We start from the raw sequence: 15,643 nt of genomic DNA on the forward strand, positions 1-15,643 counted from the left end.
GATTTCGGAGCTTTCGACTGAGATAAAGGAAACACGGCGAGCCCCTAAAGGCGAGCCGATGCCCGCTTATCGTAGGGAGAAAGCGCAGAAATACGCTAGCCGATAGGCGCTGGAGCTAGACAATTTTTAAAGTTAGAAACCAAAGCTATTCTCCGTTTACAGTTTTTTCTCCCATCCGGTTTTCAGGGAACACATCCCAAAAATTATACAGGTCCGGTGATGATGGCGGAAAGGTCACACCCGTTCCCATCCCGAACACGGAAGTTAAGCTTTCCAGCGCCGATGGTAGTTGGGGGTTTCCCCCTGCGAGAGTAGGACGTTGCCGGGCAAACAGAAGGCCAGCTGAATCAGCTGGCCTTTTTGAATGTGTAAATAAGGGAGATATAAAAATTTCCATAAGAAAAACGACAAAGATTTACCTTTTGAATCTGATTATATTACTAACCTGATAATAATTTTTTAAAAATTTTAAAAATATATTGACGGCGGTAATAAAATTGTGCATAATTAGGGCTTGCTGAATAAGCAAAATTCCTAGATTTGGCAAGGATGCTAACAGGTTCGGAAAAAATTAAATGCAAGGATTTTATAAAATGTTAAAACTAAGAAAGGCTGGAGTGTTAAAAAATGATTAATAAAAATACCGAAGAAAAAGATATATTGTTGAATGTTTTAGGTATAATCGAGGCTGTATATAATAAGAAAATTTCGATAGAAGAAGCTGAGAAAAGATATTTTAATTACCGTATCATTGATTCTTTGAAGGAAAAAAATTACTCAAATGAATTAATAGAAATTTTGGAACTGGGTACAGAAATTGATGGTATTAATGATTTACTACCTGACAAGTTAGATGAAAACATAATTGATTTAAAAAATAGAGTTCTTCTTTTGTTAGATAGAGAAATAAAAGCATAAAAATAGTCCCCGCAGACGCGAGGGCTTTTTGATTTGTCCTGCCGTAGCAGTAAAAGCTTTTCAAAGGGCTCGACCTCCTATGAACCCGCACCCCCAATCTGTCTGGGTTAATCTTTACCGCTCGCTGCGCACGCAGTCCCATCGGGTGGTCCGTGAACATCCGGTTGTCTCCCCAAACAGAAATGCTGAAAAAGGGGCAGTTTTCCTAGTTGCATTTTCTGTAGGGAATCATGTATAATTAAAGTCAAATATAGTCAAAGTCAAAAGACGGTGTCAGGAGGTGGCTTTGATGAAAAATATATCGGATATCATAGAGGAATATTTAAAACGGATTCTGGAACTGAATGAAAAAGAAATTCTTGAAATAAAACGCAATGAGATTGCCGATAAGTTCCAATGTGTCCCTTCGCAAATCAATTATGTCATCAATACGCGGTTTACGATTGAAAGAGGGTATATTGTTGAAAGTAAAAGGGGCGGCGGCGGCTATATCCGGATCATGAAAGTGCGGCCTGAAAGCGATGCGGAACTGATTGACCAGCTGCTTGTGCATATCGGCAATGTCATCTCCCAGTCGAATGCGGAAGCCATCATTCTCCGCCTCGTTGAAGAAGAGGTGATTTCAAGGCGGGAGGCAAAAATCATGCTCAGCGTGATGGACCGCTCCGTGCTCTACATCCAGTTGCCGGAACGGGATGAACTGCGTGCCAGAATGTTGAAATCGATGTTAACGACCTTAAAATACAAGTAACAATAGAGGTGAGTATGCCGTGATTTGCCAGGAATGCAATGAAAGGCCGGCAACGATGCATTTTACTAAAATTATAAACGGTGTGAAAACGGAATTCCATCTTTGCGAGAAGTGCGCGCAGGAGAAGGGGGAAAAGTTTTCATCGGATTGGGGGAAAACCTTTTCCTTCGATAATCTGCTCGCGGGCCTTTTTAATTTTGATCCGGCCATCCAACTTTTCAAACAGGAAACAGCACCTGACCCGGATGTGCTTCGCTGCAACCATTGCGGGATGACATTGAACCAGTTTTTAAACACAAGCCGGTTAGGCTGCCCGCATTGCTATGAGACGTTTCAGCACCAGCTTGTTCCGATTTTGCAGCGCCTTCATGGCGGCAACGTTGCGCATGAAGGAAAAATACCTGCACGGATTGGCGGTGCCATTTATACAAAGAAAAAATTGCAGGAATTAAAGGCGGCGTTGCAGGAAGCCATCAGCCAGGAAGAATTTGAAAAAGCAGCAGAACTCCGCGATCAAATTCGCGCACTTGAAGGTTCTTCTCAAGCAAAAGGAGGGGAACAATAATGTCTTTAGAACATTTTTTGCACAAAGCGTCCAGCTCCTGGATGAACGAGCAAGGGCCTGAATCGGAAATTGTGCTGACGACACGGGTTCGTCTGGCAAGAAATTTAAAAAATTACCGGTTCCCGTCCTTGTTTACCAGCGAGGAAGCAAGGGAAATTATGAAAACAATCCAGGATATCGCCCGAAATCATTTTCCGGCTGAAATGCAGGCTGAATTTTTAAAAATGGACGAATTAAAACCGCTCGAAAAAAGGGTGCTTGTGGAGAAACACCTGATTAGCCCGCAACTTGCCGAAGAAGCGGGTGACGGGGCAGTTATTTTGTCAAGCGGCGAAGATATTAGTATTATGATAAATGAGGAAGATCATTTACGCATACAATGTCTTTCTCCAGGGCTTCAATTGCATGAAACGCTTCAGAAAGCCAATCAGCTTGATGACCTGCTTGAAAATTGGGTCGATTATGCTTTTGATGAAACGCTCGGTTACTTAACCAGCTGCCCGACAAATGTCGGAACGGGCATCCGCGCATCGGCCATGATGCATTTGCCGGGACTTGTGCTGACACAGCAAATTAAACAAATCATTCCGGCGATTCATCAGCTTGGTTTGGTGGTAAGAGGAATATATGGCGAAGGAAGCGAAGCCATCGGAAATATTTTTCAAATTTCCAACCAGGTGACACTCGGAACATCGGAAGACAATATTGTCTCGGATTTAACCAGTGTCATCCGGCAGATCATTACACAGGAAAGATCGGCAAGGGAAGCATTGGTGCAGACTTCAAACATACAATTAGAAGACAGGGTTTACCGTTCGCTCGGTGTCCTGCAAAACAGCAGGATCATTGAAACAAAAGAAGCGGCCCGTTGTTTGTCCGATGTCCGGCTGGGAATTGATCTGGGCTATATTCAAAACATTTCGAAACAAATTTTAAATGAATTGATGATTTTAATGCAGCCGGGATTTTTACAGCTTTATGCCGGAAGAGCGCTCAGCCCGTATGAAAGGGATATCCGGAGGGCTACACTGATAAGAGAACGTTTGAGGCTTGAGGAGACCAAATGAACAGGAGGAATGACAGATGATGTTTGGAAGATTTACAGAGAGAGCCCAGAAAGTGCTGGCCCTTTCCCAGGAAGAAGCAATCCGCCTGAAACATAACAATATCGGAACGGAACATATTTTGCTCGGACTTGTCCGCGAAGGGGAAGGCATCGCGGCAAAAGCGCTGTACGGCCTGGGTTTAAGCGCCGAAAAAATCCAGGAAGAAGTGGAAACCCTGATCGGGAACGGCCAGGAAATTTCCCAAACGATCCACTACACGCCAAGGGCCAAAAAAGTGATTGAACTGTCAATGGATGAAGCGAGAAAACTCGGGCACTCCTATGTTGGAACGGAACATATCCTCCTCGGGCTGATCCGTGAAGGTGAAGGCGTGGCGGCACGCGTGCTGACAAATCTCGGCGTTAGCTTAAATAAAGCAAGGCAACAGGTGCTCCAATTATTGGGCAACAGTGAAGCGTCCGTACAGGGCGGTTCGGCGGCCAGCGTCAGCACACCGACACTGGACAGTCTGGCCCGCGATTTAACAGCGATCGCACGGGAAGATTCCCTTGATCCTGTAATCGGGCGCAGCAAAGAAATTCAACGCGTCATTGAAGTACTGAGCCGGAGGACAAAAAACAACCCTGTCCTTATCGGGGAACCGGGCGTTGGGAAAACGGCCATTGCAGAAGGCCTTGCCCAGCAAATTGTGCATAATGAAGTGCCGGAAACGCTGCGTGACAAACGGGTTATGACGCTTGATATGGGTACGGTTGTGGCCGGTACAAAATACCGTGGCGAATTTGAAGACCGCCTGAAAAAAGTCATGGATGAAATCCGCCAGGCCGGTAATATCATTCTTTTCATCGATGAATTGCATACCTTAATTGGGGCCGGCGGTGCGGAAGGAGCCATTGATGCTTCCAATATTTTAAAACCGTCGCTTGCCCGCGGCGAACTGCAGTGCATCGGGGCAACAACACTGGATGAATACCGGAAATATATTGAAAAAGATGCTGCACTGGAAAGAAGGTTCCAGCCGATCCAGGTCGATGAGCCGACGATTGATGAGTCGATCCAGATTTTAAAAGGGCTGCGCGATCGCTATGAAGCACACCATCGCGTCTCGATTACCGATGAGGCGATCGAAGCCGCTGTAAAACTTTCGGACCGCTATATCGCAGACCGGTTCCTGCCGGATAAAGCGATTGACTTAATCGATGAAGCCGGATCGAAAGTGCGTCTTCGTTCCTTTACAACGCCGCCGAATTTGAAAGAACTGGAATTGAAACTGGAAGAGGTACGCAAGGAAAAAGATGCGGCCGTCCAGAGCCAGGAATTTGAAAAAGCGGCTGCGTTAAGGGATACCGAACAGAAACTGCGCGAACAGCTGGAGGAAACGAAGAAAAACTGGAAGGCAAAACAAGGACAGGAAAACAGTGAAGTCACAGTCGATGATATTGCGCTTGTTGTTTCGAGCTGGACGGGAGTTCCGGTGACGAAACTGGCACAAACCGAAACGGAAAGGCTTCTGCACCTTGAAGAGATCCTTCACTCCCGGGTGATCGGGCAGGAAGAAGCGGTACTTGCAGTGGCGAAAGCAGTCCGCCGTGCACGGGCAGGATTAAAAGATCCGAAACGCCCGATCGGTTCCTTCATTTTCCTCGGGCCAACAGGGGTCGGAAAAACAGAACTGGCGCGGGCGCTTGCGGAAGCGATGTTCGGCGATGAGGATGCCATGATCCGGATCGACATGTCCGAATACATGGAGAAACATTCGACTTCCCGCCTCGTAGGTTCGCCGCCTGGATATGTCGGTTTTGAAGAAGGCGGGCAGCTGACGGAAAAGGTACGGAGAAAACCGTATTCGGTTGTGCTGCTTGATGAAATTGAAAAAGCGCACCCGGATGTGTTCAACATTTTGCTCCAGGTACTGGATGACGGCCGGCTGACCGATTCCAAGGGCCGCACGGTTGATTTTAGCAATACGATTGTCATCATGACATCGAATGTCGGCGCAGATGCTTTAAAACGCAACAAGAGCGTCGGGTTCACCATTCAGGATACCGTCGAGGCCGATTATAAAGACATGAAGGACAAAGTGCTCGAGGAACTGAAAAAAGCGTTCCGGCCTGAGTTTTTGAACCGTGTTGATGAAACCATTGTGTTCCATTCGCTCGAGAAGAAACAGTTGAACGAAATTGTCACGTTGATGGCGAAAGAATTGTCGGACCGGTTAAAAGAGCATCATATCGAACTTGTGCTGACGGATGCCGCAAAAGAAAAAGTGGCGGAAAAAGGCTACGATCCGGAATACGGCGCGCGGCCGCTGCGCAGATCGATTCAGAAAAACATCGAAGACCGCCTTTCGGAAGAAATGCTGAAAGGCAATATAAAAGAAGGGCAAAAGGTATTGGTCGATGTAAAAGACGGCGAATTTACTTTTGCCAGTGTGGCAGAGTCGGAAGCTGTATCGTCCAATTCTTAATGCCGAAAGCAGGAAAGGGTACAATGGTTTTGGCGATTGTACCCTTTTTTTCACATATATAAAATTTCGCGCCAAAATCAATGGCGATTAGGATAACATTGCTTCTGGCAACACATAAAGAAGGAGTACTGTTTCGTTCAACCTATGTGGCGGTTTCTTATACGATTTTAATTCAATTTCAAGATACTTTGTATACACTTATACACATAGATATGAGGGAAAGGGGTTTAAGATGGCAAAAAAAACCGTAAAGTTTGTTTGCCAGAACTGCGGCTACGAGTCGCCAAAATGGATGGGAAAGTGCCCGCAATGCAGCCAGTGGAACCAGATGGTGGAGGAAGCGGAGACGCCAAAACGGAGGGGCTTTTTTTTACATCCGGAGCCTGGAAATGAAACCAAAGCGGCACCTATTACGTCTATAGAGTCTAAAGAAGAAAAAAGGACAAAGGTGGATTTTGGAGAGCTGAACCGTGTCCTCGGCGGCGGCATTGTTGCCGGATCACTTGTTTTGATCGGCGGGGATCCCGGGATCGGCAAATCAACGCTGCTTTTGCAAGTGTCATCACAACTGGCAAAGCACGGGTTAAATGTACTGTATATTTCCGGGGAGGAATCGGCGAAACAGACGAAGTTAAGGGCGGATCGGTTAAACATCCATACCGACCATCTTTATGTGCTGCCGGAAACGGACCTTTCCGTGATCCAGCAGGCGATAGATGAACTGAATCCCGGCTTTGTTGTCATTGATTCCATCCAGACGATTTACCATCCGGAAATCCAGTCTGCGCCGGGCAGTGTGTCGCAAGTGAGGGAAACGACTGCACAGCTGATGCGGACGGCAAAAACAAAAAACGTGGCCATCTTCATTGTCGGCCACGTGACAAAAGAAGGCTCCATTGCCGGTCCGCGCGTGCTTGAACATATGGTGGATACGGTCCTGTATTTTGAAGGTGAACGCCATAACGCCTACCGGATATTAAGGGCGGTCAAAAACCGCTTTGGTTCGACGAATGAAATTGCGATTTTGGAAATGAAAGAATCCGGTTTGGAAGAAGTCCAGAACCCTTCCGAAATTTTTCTGGAAGAACGGACAAAAGGTGCAGCCGGTTCTACCGTGGTGGCTTCCATTGAGGGGACGCGCCCGGTCCTTGTCGAGATCCAGGCGCTGTTGGCCCCGACGTTTTTCAATATGCCGCGGCGGATGGCATCCGGGATTGACTATAACCGTGTCACGCTGATTATGGCGGTGCTTGAAAAACGGGCCGGTCTTTTGATTCAGAACCAGGATGCTTATTTAAAAGTCGCCGGCGGCCTGAAAGTGGATGAACCGGCAGTGGATTTGGCAGTTGCTGTCAGCGTGGCATCCAGTTTTCGCGACAAGCCGACAAATGCGGATGACTGCATTATCGGAGAGGTCGGGCTGACGGGGGAAGTCAGGCGGGTGTCCAGGATTGAGCAGCGCGTCCAGGAAGCGGCAAAACTTGGTTTCCGGCGGGCGATCATCCCGAAAAATAATATGGGCGGGTGGACGCCGCCAAAAGAGATTCAAGTGATCGGCGTCTCCACAATCCAGGAAGCTTTGCAAGCGGCACTCGGCGGATGAGAAAGGGAACAAATTTCCGTGCCTTCTATGTGTTCTTTGGATCAGTGCGTGAGGGTACCGGAGGAAGCGGAAGGCACTGGGAAGTGAAGGAAAGCGTGGAAAAAAACGGAACCCACTTGATAAGCAAATAACTGCCGCAAATCTGCGTTTACAGGATCCGTTATGATGTAAAGACAGAAAAGACAGCGGCTGGCAGGATACAAATTTTAAAAGAAAGCAGGGGATGTGCATGAAGCCTGAAAATGCCCGGAGAAAACCGCGGCGATTAACTGGCTCGGTAGGGAAAAATACGAAGGCAAACGTTTTAAACCCTATTTTTTGTTTATAATGTATAAAGGAGGTGAACATGTTGTTAAGACGGCTTATACAAATTTGTTTGGTACTGATTGGCGGCACGCTCGGTGTTTTCCTGCTGCCTGATTTTTACAAGCTTGTGAAAGTGGATTATGTGTTAATCAACAACCCGTATGTTTCAGCGCTGTTGGGGGCTATTATCTTTTATCTTATTACTTTCTGGTCCATTCATTATATCGTTGATTTTGTCGATTGGTTTGAGGATTCACTGGTAAAAGTCCCGATGACGGAAATTTTTTCCGGCACCTTTGGCCTTGTGCTCGGCCTGATTATTGCTTATCTGGCAAGCATTCCGGTGCGGGGAATTCCGATTGTCAATACAATTGTGTCGATTACACTTACAGTATTGCTCGGTTATATCGGATTTCAGGTCGGTTTTAAGAAAAGAGAGGAAATTTTCAATTTGTTTTTCAACCGGCAGCATAGACGGAAAGGCGGGACAGAGCAAGAAGGGCATCCGCAGCCTGGAAAACAGGTGAAGATTCTTGATACAAGCGTTGTCATCGACGGACGGATTGCGGATATTTGCCAGACCGGTTTTCTTGACGGGCCGATTGTGATTCCGCTCTTTGTGCTTGAAGAATTGCAGCATATTGCCGATTCTTCGGATGCTTTGAAAAGAAACCGGGGCCGGCGTGGGCTTGATATCTTGAACCGGATACAGAATGAACTGCCGATCGAAGTGCAAATGTATGAAGGCGATTTTGAAGATATCCAGGAAGTTGACAGCAAGCTCATTAAACTGGCAAAATTGATGAACGGGATTGTCGTGACGAATGATTATAATTTAAATAAAGTATGTGAATTCCAGAAAGTCAAGGTGCTCAATATCAATGACCTTGCCAACGCCGTAAAACCGGTTGTGCTCCCCGGCGAAGAGCTCAATGTGCAACTCATTAAAGACGGGAAAGAGCATCACCAGGGGATTGCCTATTTGGATGACGGCACGATGATTGTTGTCGAAGAAGGCAAAAATTACATTGGCAAACGCATTGATGTGCTCGTGACAAGCGTCCTGCAGACTTCGGCGGGCCGGATGATTTTTGCCAAGCCGAAACTGCTTGAAAAAGCGTTATAATGCAGCCTGGAACACCCGCGGCGCCGGACGCGGGAAGTTCATACAGGATGCCGGGGGAGATTGGATTTGACAGATTATGAGGTGATTATACCGGCAGCCGGATCGGGGAAGCGGATGGGCGCAGGGTTCAACAAATTATTTCTTGAACTGAACAAGCGCCCGGTCATTGCGGTTACAGCAGAAGTTTTTTTGGCCGATCCGTCCTGCAAAAAGTTGATACTTCCCGTGCAGCCGCATGATAGGGAAGAGATGAAGCGTATTTTGCCCCGCTCGGAAAAAATAGTATTTGCCCGCGGCGGTTCTGAACGGCAATATAGCGTACGGAACGGGCTGGAACTTGCCGGAAGCTGCAGTGTCATTCTTGTGCATGACGGTGCAAGGCCGTTTATCAGCGCCGGATCCATTGCAGCGCTGGCGGCAATGGCCGGGGAAAAAGGGGCGGCGATAGCGGCTGTTCCGGTAAAAGACACGATCAAAAGAGCAAAAGACCAGATTGTAACCGAGACGATTGAGCGGAGCAGCTTGTGGCAGATCCAAACGCCACAAGCTTTTCGCACGTCTGTCTTGAAAAAAGCGCATGAAGCGGCGGAACGGGACGGCTTTCTCGGAACGGATGAAGCCTCACTGGTCGAACGGATCGGCCATCCTGTACATATTGTGCCGGGAAGTTATGATAATATTAAAATTACGACACCGGAAGATCTTTATTTCGCAGAAGCGATTTTAAAAAAGCAGGGGGGAGGATGAAGATGTTCAGGATCGGACAAGGCTTTGACGTGCACCGGTTCGGGGAGGGACGTCCCTTGATGATCGGGGGAGTTGAAATTCCATATGAAAAAGGTTTGCTCGGCCACTCCGACGCGGATGTGTTGCTTCATGCCGTAGCGGATGCCTGTCTCGGGGCCATTGGGGAAGGGGATATCGGCCGGCATTTTCCGGATACAGATGCGGCATTTAAAGATGCGGATTCTGCGGCGCTTTTGGCGCATGTTTTTCAGCTTGTGAAACAAAAAGGATACAAGCTCGGCAATCTTGATTGCACGATTATTGCCCAAAAGCCGAAAATGGCGCCCTATATCGGGAAAATGCGGGAAACGATCGCGCGCATTTTGGAAGCGGAGATCGGGCAGGTCAATGTCAAGGCGACCACGACGGAAAAACTCGGCTTTGCCGGGCGCGAAGAGGGCATTGCGGCGCAGGCGGCGGTACTGCTGGAGCAGGCTTAACCGGCGTGGCTGCAAGGGTGCTGAAACAACGGGCAGTTTAAGGCACGTACTGCCTGCTGGACATTTTAACGGTGTATGGCAACAGAAGTTTCGTCAAAAATGGTGCAACGGAGCCGGGCAGCTGTTAACGGAAACCTTTCTTTTGCTGGAACAAACATAACCGGTGTATCGCTGCAAAATCGGGACAAGCCGTGCGGTTTAGGACCCGCACTGCTGCTGGAACCATTTTAACCGGTGTATGGCCTGGAGATGTTTTGCCGAAAATGGTGTAATGGAGCAGTGCGCCCGGTTATCGGAAACCCGTCTTTTGCTGGAACAAGCATAGCCTGGCGGGGGCACTCGTGGTACAGTGGCAATTCCATTATCCCGTCTTTTGCTGGAACAAGCATAATAGCAGATATTTTACCTGCAAGATGTGCGATGGCATCCATCCGCCGGTTCACGTCAATCCATCTTTCGTCCGCCGAACCGGACACACCACCGGTTTACGGCTTTTTCAGACGGTGATACAATAAAACAAGACAAAAAGCGACAGTTTAAAGGAGAATCGACATGGCAAACGAAATCAGAGTACGGTACGCTCCGAGCCCGACCGGTTTTTTGCATATCGGGAATGCCCGTACCGCATTATTCAATTATTTATTTGCACGCAGCAAGGGTGGAAAGTTCATTATCCGGATTGAAGATACTGACCAGAAGCGGAATGTGGAAGGCGGTGTGGAAAGCCAGCTGAAATATTTGAAATGGCTCGGCATCGACTGGGACGAAAGCATTGATGTCGGCGGCGAATACGGCCCTTACCGCCAGTCGGAACGCCTTGATATCTATAAAAAATATTATGAAGACCTGCTTGACCGTGGGCTGGCTTATAAATGCTATTGTACGGAAGAAGAACTGGAAGCAGAACGCGAAGCCCAGCTTGCACGCGGGGAAATGCCGCGTTATTCCGGGAAATGCCGCCATCTGACAGAAGAAGACAGGAAACGGCTTGAAGCGGAAGGGCGGAAACCGAGCCTCCGTTTCCATGTTCCGGAAGGCAAAGTGTATACGTTCAACGATATCGTAAAAGGCGAAGTGTCTTTTGAATCGGACGGGATCGGCGACTTTGTCATCGTTAAAAAAGACGGCATGCCGACTTACAATTTTGCGGTTACGATCGATGATCATTTAATGAAAATTTCCCACGTGCTCCGGGGGGACGACCATATTTCCAACACGCCGAAACAGCTGATGATTTATGAAGCATTCGGGTTTGAACCGCCGGTATTCGGCCATATGACGCTGATTGTCAATGAACACCGGAAAAAATTGAGCAAACGCGACGGTAGCATTATCCAGTTTATTGAGCAGTATGCGGAACTCGGTTATTTGCCGGAAGCACTATTTAATTTTATTGCCATGCTCGGCTGGTCACCGAAGGGCGAGGAAGAAATTTTTTCGCGGGAAGAATTTATCCAAATTTTTGACCCGGAACGGCTGTCGAAATCGCCTGCTTTGTTTGACCGCCAAAAACTGGCATGGATGAACAACCAGTATATGAAAAAGCTCGATTTGGATAAAGTTGTGGAGCTTTCGTTGCCGCATCTTGTAAAAGCAGGGCTCGTTCCGGAAAACCGGACACCTGAAGAAGAACAATGGGTGCGCAAACTCATCTCTCTCTATCAGGAACAAATGAGCTACGGCGCGGAAATTGTCGAATTGTCGAAACCGCTCTTCTTTACGGATGAAATCACGTATGACGAAGAAGCAAAGGAGATTTTGTCGGGAGAGCACGTTCCGGAAGTGCTCCGTGCATTCCTTGAAGAACTGGACAGAATCGAACCATTTGAAGCAGGCGAAATCAAAAAAGCGATCAAAGCAGTGCAAAAAGCAACCGGACAAAAGGGGAAAAAGCTGTTTATGCCGATCCGTGTTGCCGTTAGCGGCCAGACACACGGCCCGGAACTGCAAAGCCTGATCGAACTGCTCGGCAGGGAAAAAGTAAAGAAACGCCTTGAAAGAATCACGGGTTAACATTTTTTCGAAAATAGGATATGATATGGTTAAAATAGATGTATGAAAAAGCGTTGAGAAGGAGAAGTAGGAAGAGGACGCTTCAAAGAGAGAACCATCGCCGGCTGAAAGTGGTTTAAGCCCCTCCTTTTCTGAAATGCACCTTCGAGCCTGTATCTGAACGCGTTTGCCAGTAGGATGCAGCGGGGCCGCCCGTTAACAGGGAAAGTTGGGCAGCGGGCAAGGCCTGCCGCCAAACAGAGTGGAACCGCGCGATCAAGAAGCGTCTCTGTCCGTTGCAGAGGCGCTTCTTTTTTAAATTGCAGGTCCGATGACAAATCCGGCTGATGGAAATGCAAAGCGGAAGAAATTTTATAAACGGACGGGGAATGGGAAAAAAACAAGCGAAAGGGGAGTAGCACATGTTTAAGCGGTTGAAGGAAGACATTGAAGTGGTTTTTGATCAGGATCCGGCAGCACGGACGTATTTTGAAGTGATCTTGACTTACTCCGGTCTTCATGCCATCTGGGCACACCGGATTGCGCACTTTTTTTATAAAAAGAAAATGTTTTTTATCGCCCGGGTGATTTCGCAGCTCAGCCGCTTCTTTACCGGAATTGAAATCCACCCCGGTGCACAAATCGGCAGGCGGTTTTTCATCGACCACGGCATGGGGGTTGTGATCGGGGAAACGTGCGAAATCGGCGATAACGTGACGGTTTACCAAGGCGTTACGCTCGGCGGCACCGGGAAGGAAAAGGGCAAGCGCCATCCGACAATTAAAGACAATGCGTTAATCGCAAGCGGAGCGAAAGTTTTAGGTTCGATTACGATTGGGGAAAATGCAAAAATAGGGGCAGGTTCTGTCGTATTAAAGGATGTCCCCCCCAATTCGACAGTGGTCGGCATTCCTGGCAGGGTCGTCGTCCAGGACGGCGTCAAAATCAAAAAAGATTTAAAACATAATGAGCTGCCTGACCCTGTTGCGGACCGCCTGAACAGCATGCAGCAGGAAATCGATGCTTTGCGGTCGGAAGTGGAACAACTGAGAAAGGAAGGGGCAAGAATGTATGAGCATTCAGATATATAATACATTAACAAGAAAGAAGGAGCCGTTTATCCCGCTTGAAGAGGGGAAAGTGAAAATGTATGTATGCGGCCCAACTGTCTATAACTATATCCATATCGGAAATGCACGGCCGGCGATCGTGTTTGACACGGTCCGGCGCTATTTGGAGTTTCGGGGTTATGATGTAAACTATGTGTCGAATTTCACCGACGTGGACGATAAACTCATTAAAGCAGCAAAAGAACGCGGAGAAGAAGTGCCGGCTTTAAGCGAACGGTTTATCAAGTCTTATTTTGAAGATATTGATGCGCTCGGTTGCTGCCATGCAGACGCCCATCCGCGCGTGACGGAAAATATGGATACCATCATCGCGTTTATTGAAAAATTAATTGAAAAGGGCCATGCCTATGAATCAGGTGGTGACGTTTACTACCGGACGAGAAGTTTTCCGGACTACGGTAAATTGTCTCATCAATCGATTGACGAATTGAAATCGGGTGCGAGAATTGAAATAGGGGAAAAGAAAGAAGACGCCCTTGATTTTGCCCTTTGGAAAGCGGCAAAAGAGGGAGAAATTTCGTGGGATAGTCCGTGGGGGAAAGGCCGGCCGGGATGGCATATTGAATGCTCAGCAATGGCGAAGAAATACCTTGGCGATACGATCGACATCCACGCGGGCGGGCAGGACCTGACTTTTCCACACCACGAAAATGAAATCGCCCAGTCAGAAGCGTTAACAGATAAACCGTTTGCCCGTTACTGGATGCATAACGGCTATATCAATATTGATAACGAGAAAATGTCGAAGTCGCTCGGAAACATTGTGCTTGTCCATGACATCATCGAGCGGCACGATCCGCAAGTTTTACGCTTTTTCATGCTGTCGGTGCATTACCGCCATCCGATCAACTACAGCGAGGAACTGCTTGCCAATGCGAAGGCAGGGCTTGAACGGATCAAAACGTCGTACCAAAATGTAAAGCACCGGCTTGAATCCAGTGCAAATCTGGCAGAAGATGATGAAAAATGGCTGGAACAGGTCCGTTCGCTCCATCGCCAGTTTATCGAGGCAATGGATGATGATTTCAATACGGCAAACGGTATTTCTGTTTTGTTCGAACTGTCGAAGCAGGCCAATTATTACTTGCGGGGAAAAAATACGACAGAAACTGTTCTCCGGGCATTTATGAAAGAGTTTGAAACGATTTCCGGCGTTCTCGGCCTGAAGCTCGAGGAAGAAGTGCTTTTGGACGAAGAAATTGAAGCGCTGATTGAAAAACGGAATGAAGCAAGAAAGGCACGCAATTTCCAACTGGCTGACGAAATCCGTGACAAGTTGAAAAGCATGAATATCATTCTTGAAGATACGCCTCAAGGGGTGAGATGGAGACGCTTATGACGGTCACCCTTGATCCGAAACAACTGAACAGCCTTGCGCTTGCTTATATGGGAGATGCGGTATATGAAGAATATATCCGGCACCATGTCCTTTTGCAGGGAAAAACGAAGCCGAACCGCCTTCACCGGGAAGCGATCCGCTTTGTTTCCGCGAAGGCGCAGGCTCAAGTTTTAAAACAGATGATGAACGAAGATCTTTTAACGGAAGAAGAAACCGCTGTTGTCCGGCGTGGCAGAAATGCAAAATCGGGCACGGTTCCGAAAAATACGGATGTCCAGACATACCGGCACAGCACTGCATTTGAAGCGCTGATCGGCTATCACTATTTATCCGGCAGCCGGGAGCGGATGGAGGCGCTGATTGAAAAAGCAATAGGCATTGTCGAAGACCAGAAAGGAGGGGCGCGCTGATGGACCAGGAATACATTGCTGGCAAAAACCCGGTGCTGGAAGCGTTAAGAGCGGGCCGGGAAATCAACAAAATCTGGGTTGCGGAAGGTTCACAAAAAGGCGCCATGAAGCAGGTGATGGAGCTTGCAAGGGAAAGAAAAGTGACCGTCCAATTTGTCCCGAAAAAAAAGATTGACCAGGTGGCTGACGGGGCGCATCAGGGTGTACTGGCGCTCGTTGCCGCTTACCGGTATGCAGAAACAGGCGATATGTTCAAACTTGCCAAAGAGCGGAATGAACACCCGTTTATCCTGATCCTCGATGAATTGGAGGATCCGCATAATCTCGGCTCGATTTTACGGACGGCTGATGCGGTCGGCGCACACGGCGTCATTATCCCGAAAAGGCGCTCGGTCGCATTAACAGCAACGGTGGCGAAAGCTTCAACCGGCGCGATTGAACATATCCCGGTGGCGCGGGTAACAAACCTTTCGCAAACGATTGCCGGCTTAAAGCAGCAAGGGCTGTGGATTGCGGGAACCGATGCTTCCGGGACGACCGATTACCGGCAAATGGATGCCGATCTGCCGCTATGTCTTGTCATCGGCAGTGAAGGGAAGGGGATGAGCAGGATCGTAAAAGAAGCATGCGACTTTCTGATCCGCCTTCCGATGGCAGGGCATGTGACTTCGCTCAACGCGTCCGTTGCTGCCGGCCTGCTCATGTATGAGGTTTACAGGAAGCGCCATCCGCTTGGTGAATAA

14 protein-coding genes, 1 rRNA gene and 1 other annotated feature are annotated in these 15,643 nt (G+C 48.1%); all 15 genes read left to right on the forward strand.

Going from position 1 to position 15,643, the window contains the following annotated elements; genetic code table 11:
• The first annotated feature begins 212 nt into the window (after positions 1–212).
• The 15 genes from rrf (at position 213) to rlmB (ending at position 15,643) form a co-directional block, all read left to right on the forward strand.
• Positions 213–328: ribosomal RNA gene (gene rrf, locus OF158_RS00470) — 5S ribosomal RNA — on the forward strand.
• A gap of 299 nt (positions 329–627) precedes the next feature.
• Entirely contained in the window at positions 628–918 is a 291-nt protein-coding gene (locus OF158_RS00475) for a DUF3969 family protein (RefSeq protein ID WP_014096532.1), read from the forward strand.
• Positions 919–1,207: 289 nt separating this feature from the next.
• On the forward strand, positions 1,208–1,669 hold the full coding sequence (locus tag OF158_RS00480) for a CtsR family transcriptional regulator (RefSeq protein ID WP_013858048.1): 462 nt from the start codon (positions 1,208–1,210) through the stop codon (positions 1,667–1,669).
• Positions 1,670–1,688: 19 nt separating this feature from the next.
• The gene (locus OF158_RS00485; RefSeq protein ID WP_014096530.1) at positions 1,689–2,234 is read left to right on the forward strand and encodes a protein-arginine kinase activator protein McsA; all 546 of its coding nucleotides are present in this window, start codon (positions 1,689–1,691) and stop codon (positions 2,232–2,234) included.
• Entirely contained in the window at positions 2,234–3,301 is a 1,068-nt protein-coding gene (locus OF158_RS00490; protein ID WP_014096529.1) for a protein-arginine kinase McsB, read from the forward strand. The genes OF158_RS00485 and OF158_RS00490 overlap by 1 nt, the downstream gene beginning before the upstream one ends.
• 16 nt (positions 3,302–3,317) lie before the next feature.
• Entirely contained in the window at positions 3,318–5,768 is a 2,451-nt protein-coding gene (gene clpC, locus OF158_RS00495) for an ATP-dependent protease ATP-binding subunit ClpC (protein WP_014096528.1), read from the forward strand.
• A gap of 232 nt (positions 5,769–6,000) precedes the next feature.
• Entirely contained in the window at positions 6,001–7,371 is a 1,371-nt protein-coding gene (gene radA / locus OF158_RS00500; RefSeq protein ID WP_035182978.1) for a DNA repair protein RadA, read from the forward strand.
• Between the two features lie 346 nt (positions 7,372–7,717).
• Positions 7,718–8,803 carry a PIN/TRAM domain-containing protein gene (locus OF158_RS00505; protein WP_014096525.1) on the forward strand — a complete coding sequence of 362 codons (1,086 nt, stop codon included), beginning with the start codon at positions 7,718–7,720 and terminating at the stop codon, positions 8,801–8,803.
• A gap of 66 nt (positions 8,804–8,869) precedes the next feature.
• Positions 8,870–9,550, forward strand: a complete 681-nt coding sequence (gene ispD, locus OF158_RS00510) for a 2-C-methyl-D-erythritol 4-phosphate cytidylyltransferase (protein WP_014096524.1) — start codon at positions 8,870–8,872, stop codon at positions 9,548–9,550.
• A 2-nt stretch (positions 9,551–9,552) separates the two neighbouring features.
• Positions 9,553–10,029 (forward strand): 2-C-methyl-D-erythritol 2,4-cyclodiphosphate synthase, encoded by a 477-nt coding sequence (gene ispF / locus OF158_RS00515; RefSeq protein WP_014096523.1) that lies wholly within the window; start codon positions 9,553–9,555, stop codon positions 10,027–10,029.
• A 552-nt stretch (positions 10,030–10,581) separates the two neighbouring features.
• Positions 10,582–12,042 carry a glutamate--tRNA ligase gene (gene gltX, locus OF158_RS00520; protein WP_035182972.1) on the forward strand — a complete coding sequence of 487 codons (1,461 nt, stop codon included), beginning with the start codon at positions 10,582–10,584 and terminating at the stop codon, positions 12,040–12,042.
• 44 nt (positions 12,043–12,086) lie between these two features.
• Positions 12,087–12,315 (forward strand) — a binding site (T-box leader).
• 128 nt (positions 12,316–12,443) lie between these two features.
• Complete coding sequence (gene cysE / locus OF158_RS00525; protein ID WP_035182969.1) at positions 12,444–13,112, forward strand: serine O-acetyltransferase; 669 nt, start codon at positions 12,444–12,446, stop codon at positions 13,110–13,112.
• Complete coding sequence (gene cysS / locus OF158_RS00530) at positions 13,093–14,490, forward strand: cysteine--tRNA ligase (protein ID WP_035182967.1); 1,398 nt, start codon at positions 13,093–13,095, stop codon at positions 14,488–14,490. Before cysE ends, cysS begins: the two co-directional genes overlap by 20 nt.
• Positions 14,487–14,900 carry a Mini-ribonuclease 3 gene (locus OF158_RS00535; RefSeq protein ID WP_026684124.1) on the forward strand — a complete coding sequence of 138 codons (414 nt, stop codon included), beginning with the start codon at positions 14,487–14,489 and terminating at the stop codon, positions 14,898–14,900. Before cysS ends, OF158_RS00535 begins: the two co-directional genes overlap by 4 nt.
• On the forward strand, positions 14,900–15,643 hold the full coding sequence (gene rlmB / locus OF158_RS00540) for a 23S rRNA (guanosine(2251)-2'-O)-methyltransferase RlmB (RefSeq protein ID WP_035182964.1): 744 nt from the start codon (positions 14,900–14,902) through the stop codon (positions 15,641–15,643). The genes OF158_RS00535 and rlmB overlap by 1 nt, the downstream gene beginning before the upstream one ends.

It is taken from the genome of Weizmannia sp. WK01 (assembly GCF_025905465.1).
Lineage (GTDB): Bacteria > Bacillota > Bacilli > Bacillales > Bacillaceae_C > Weizmannia > Weizmannia faecalis.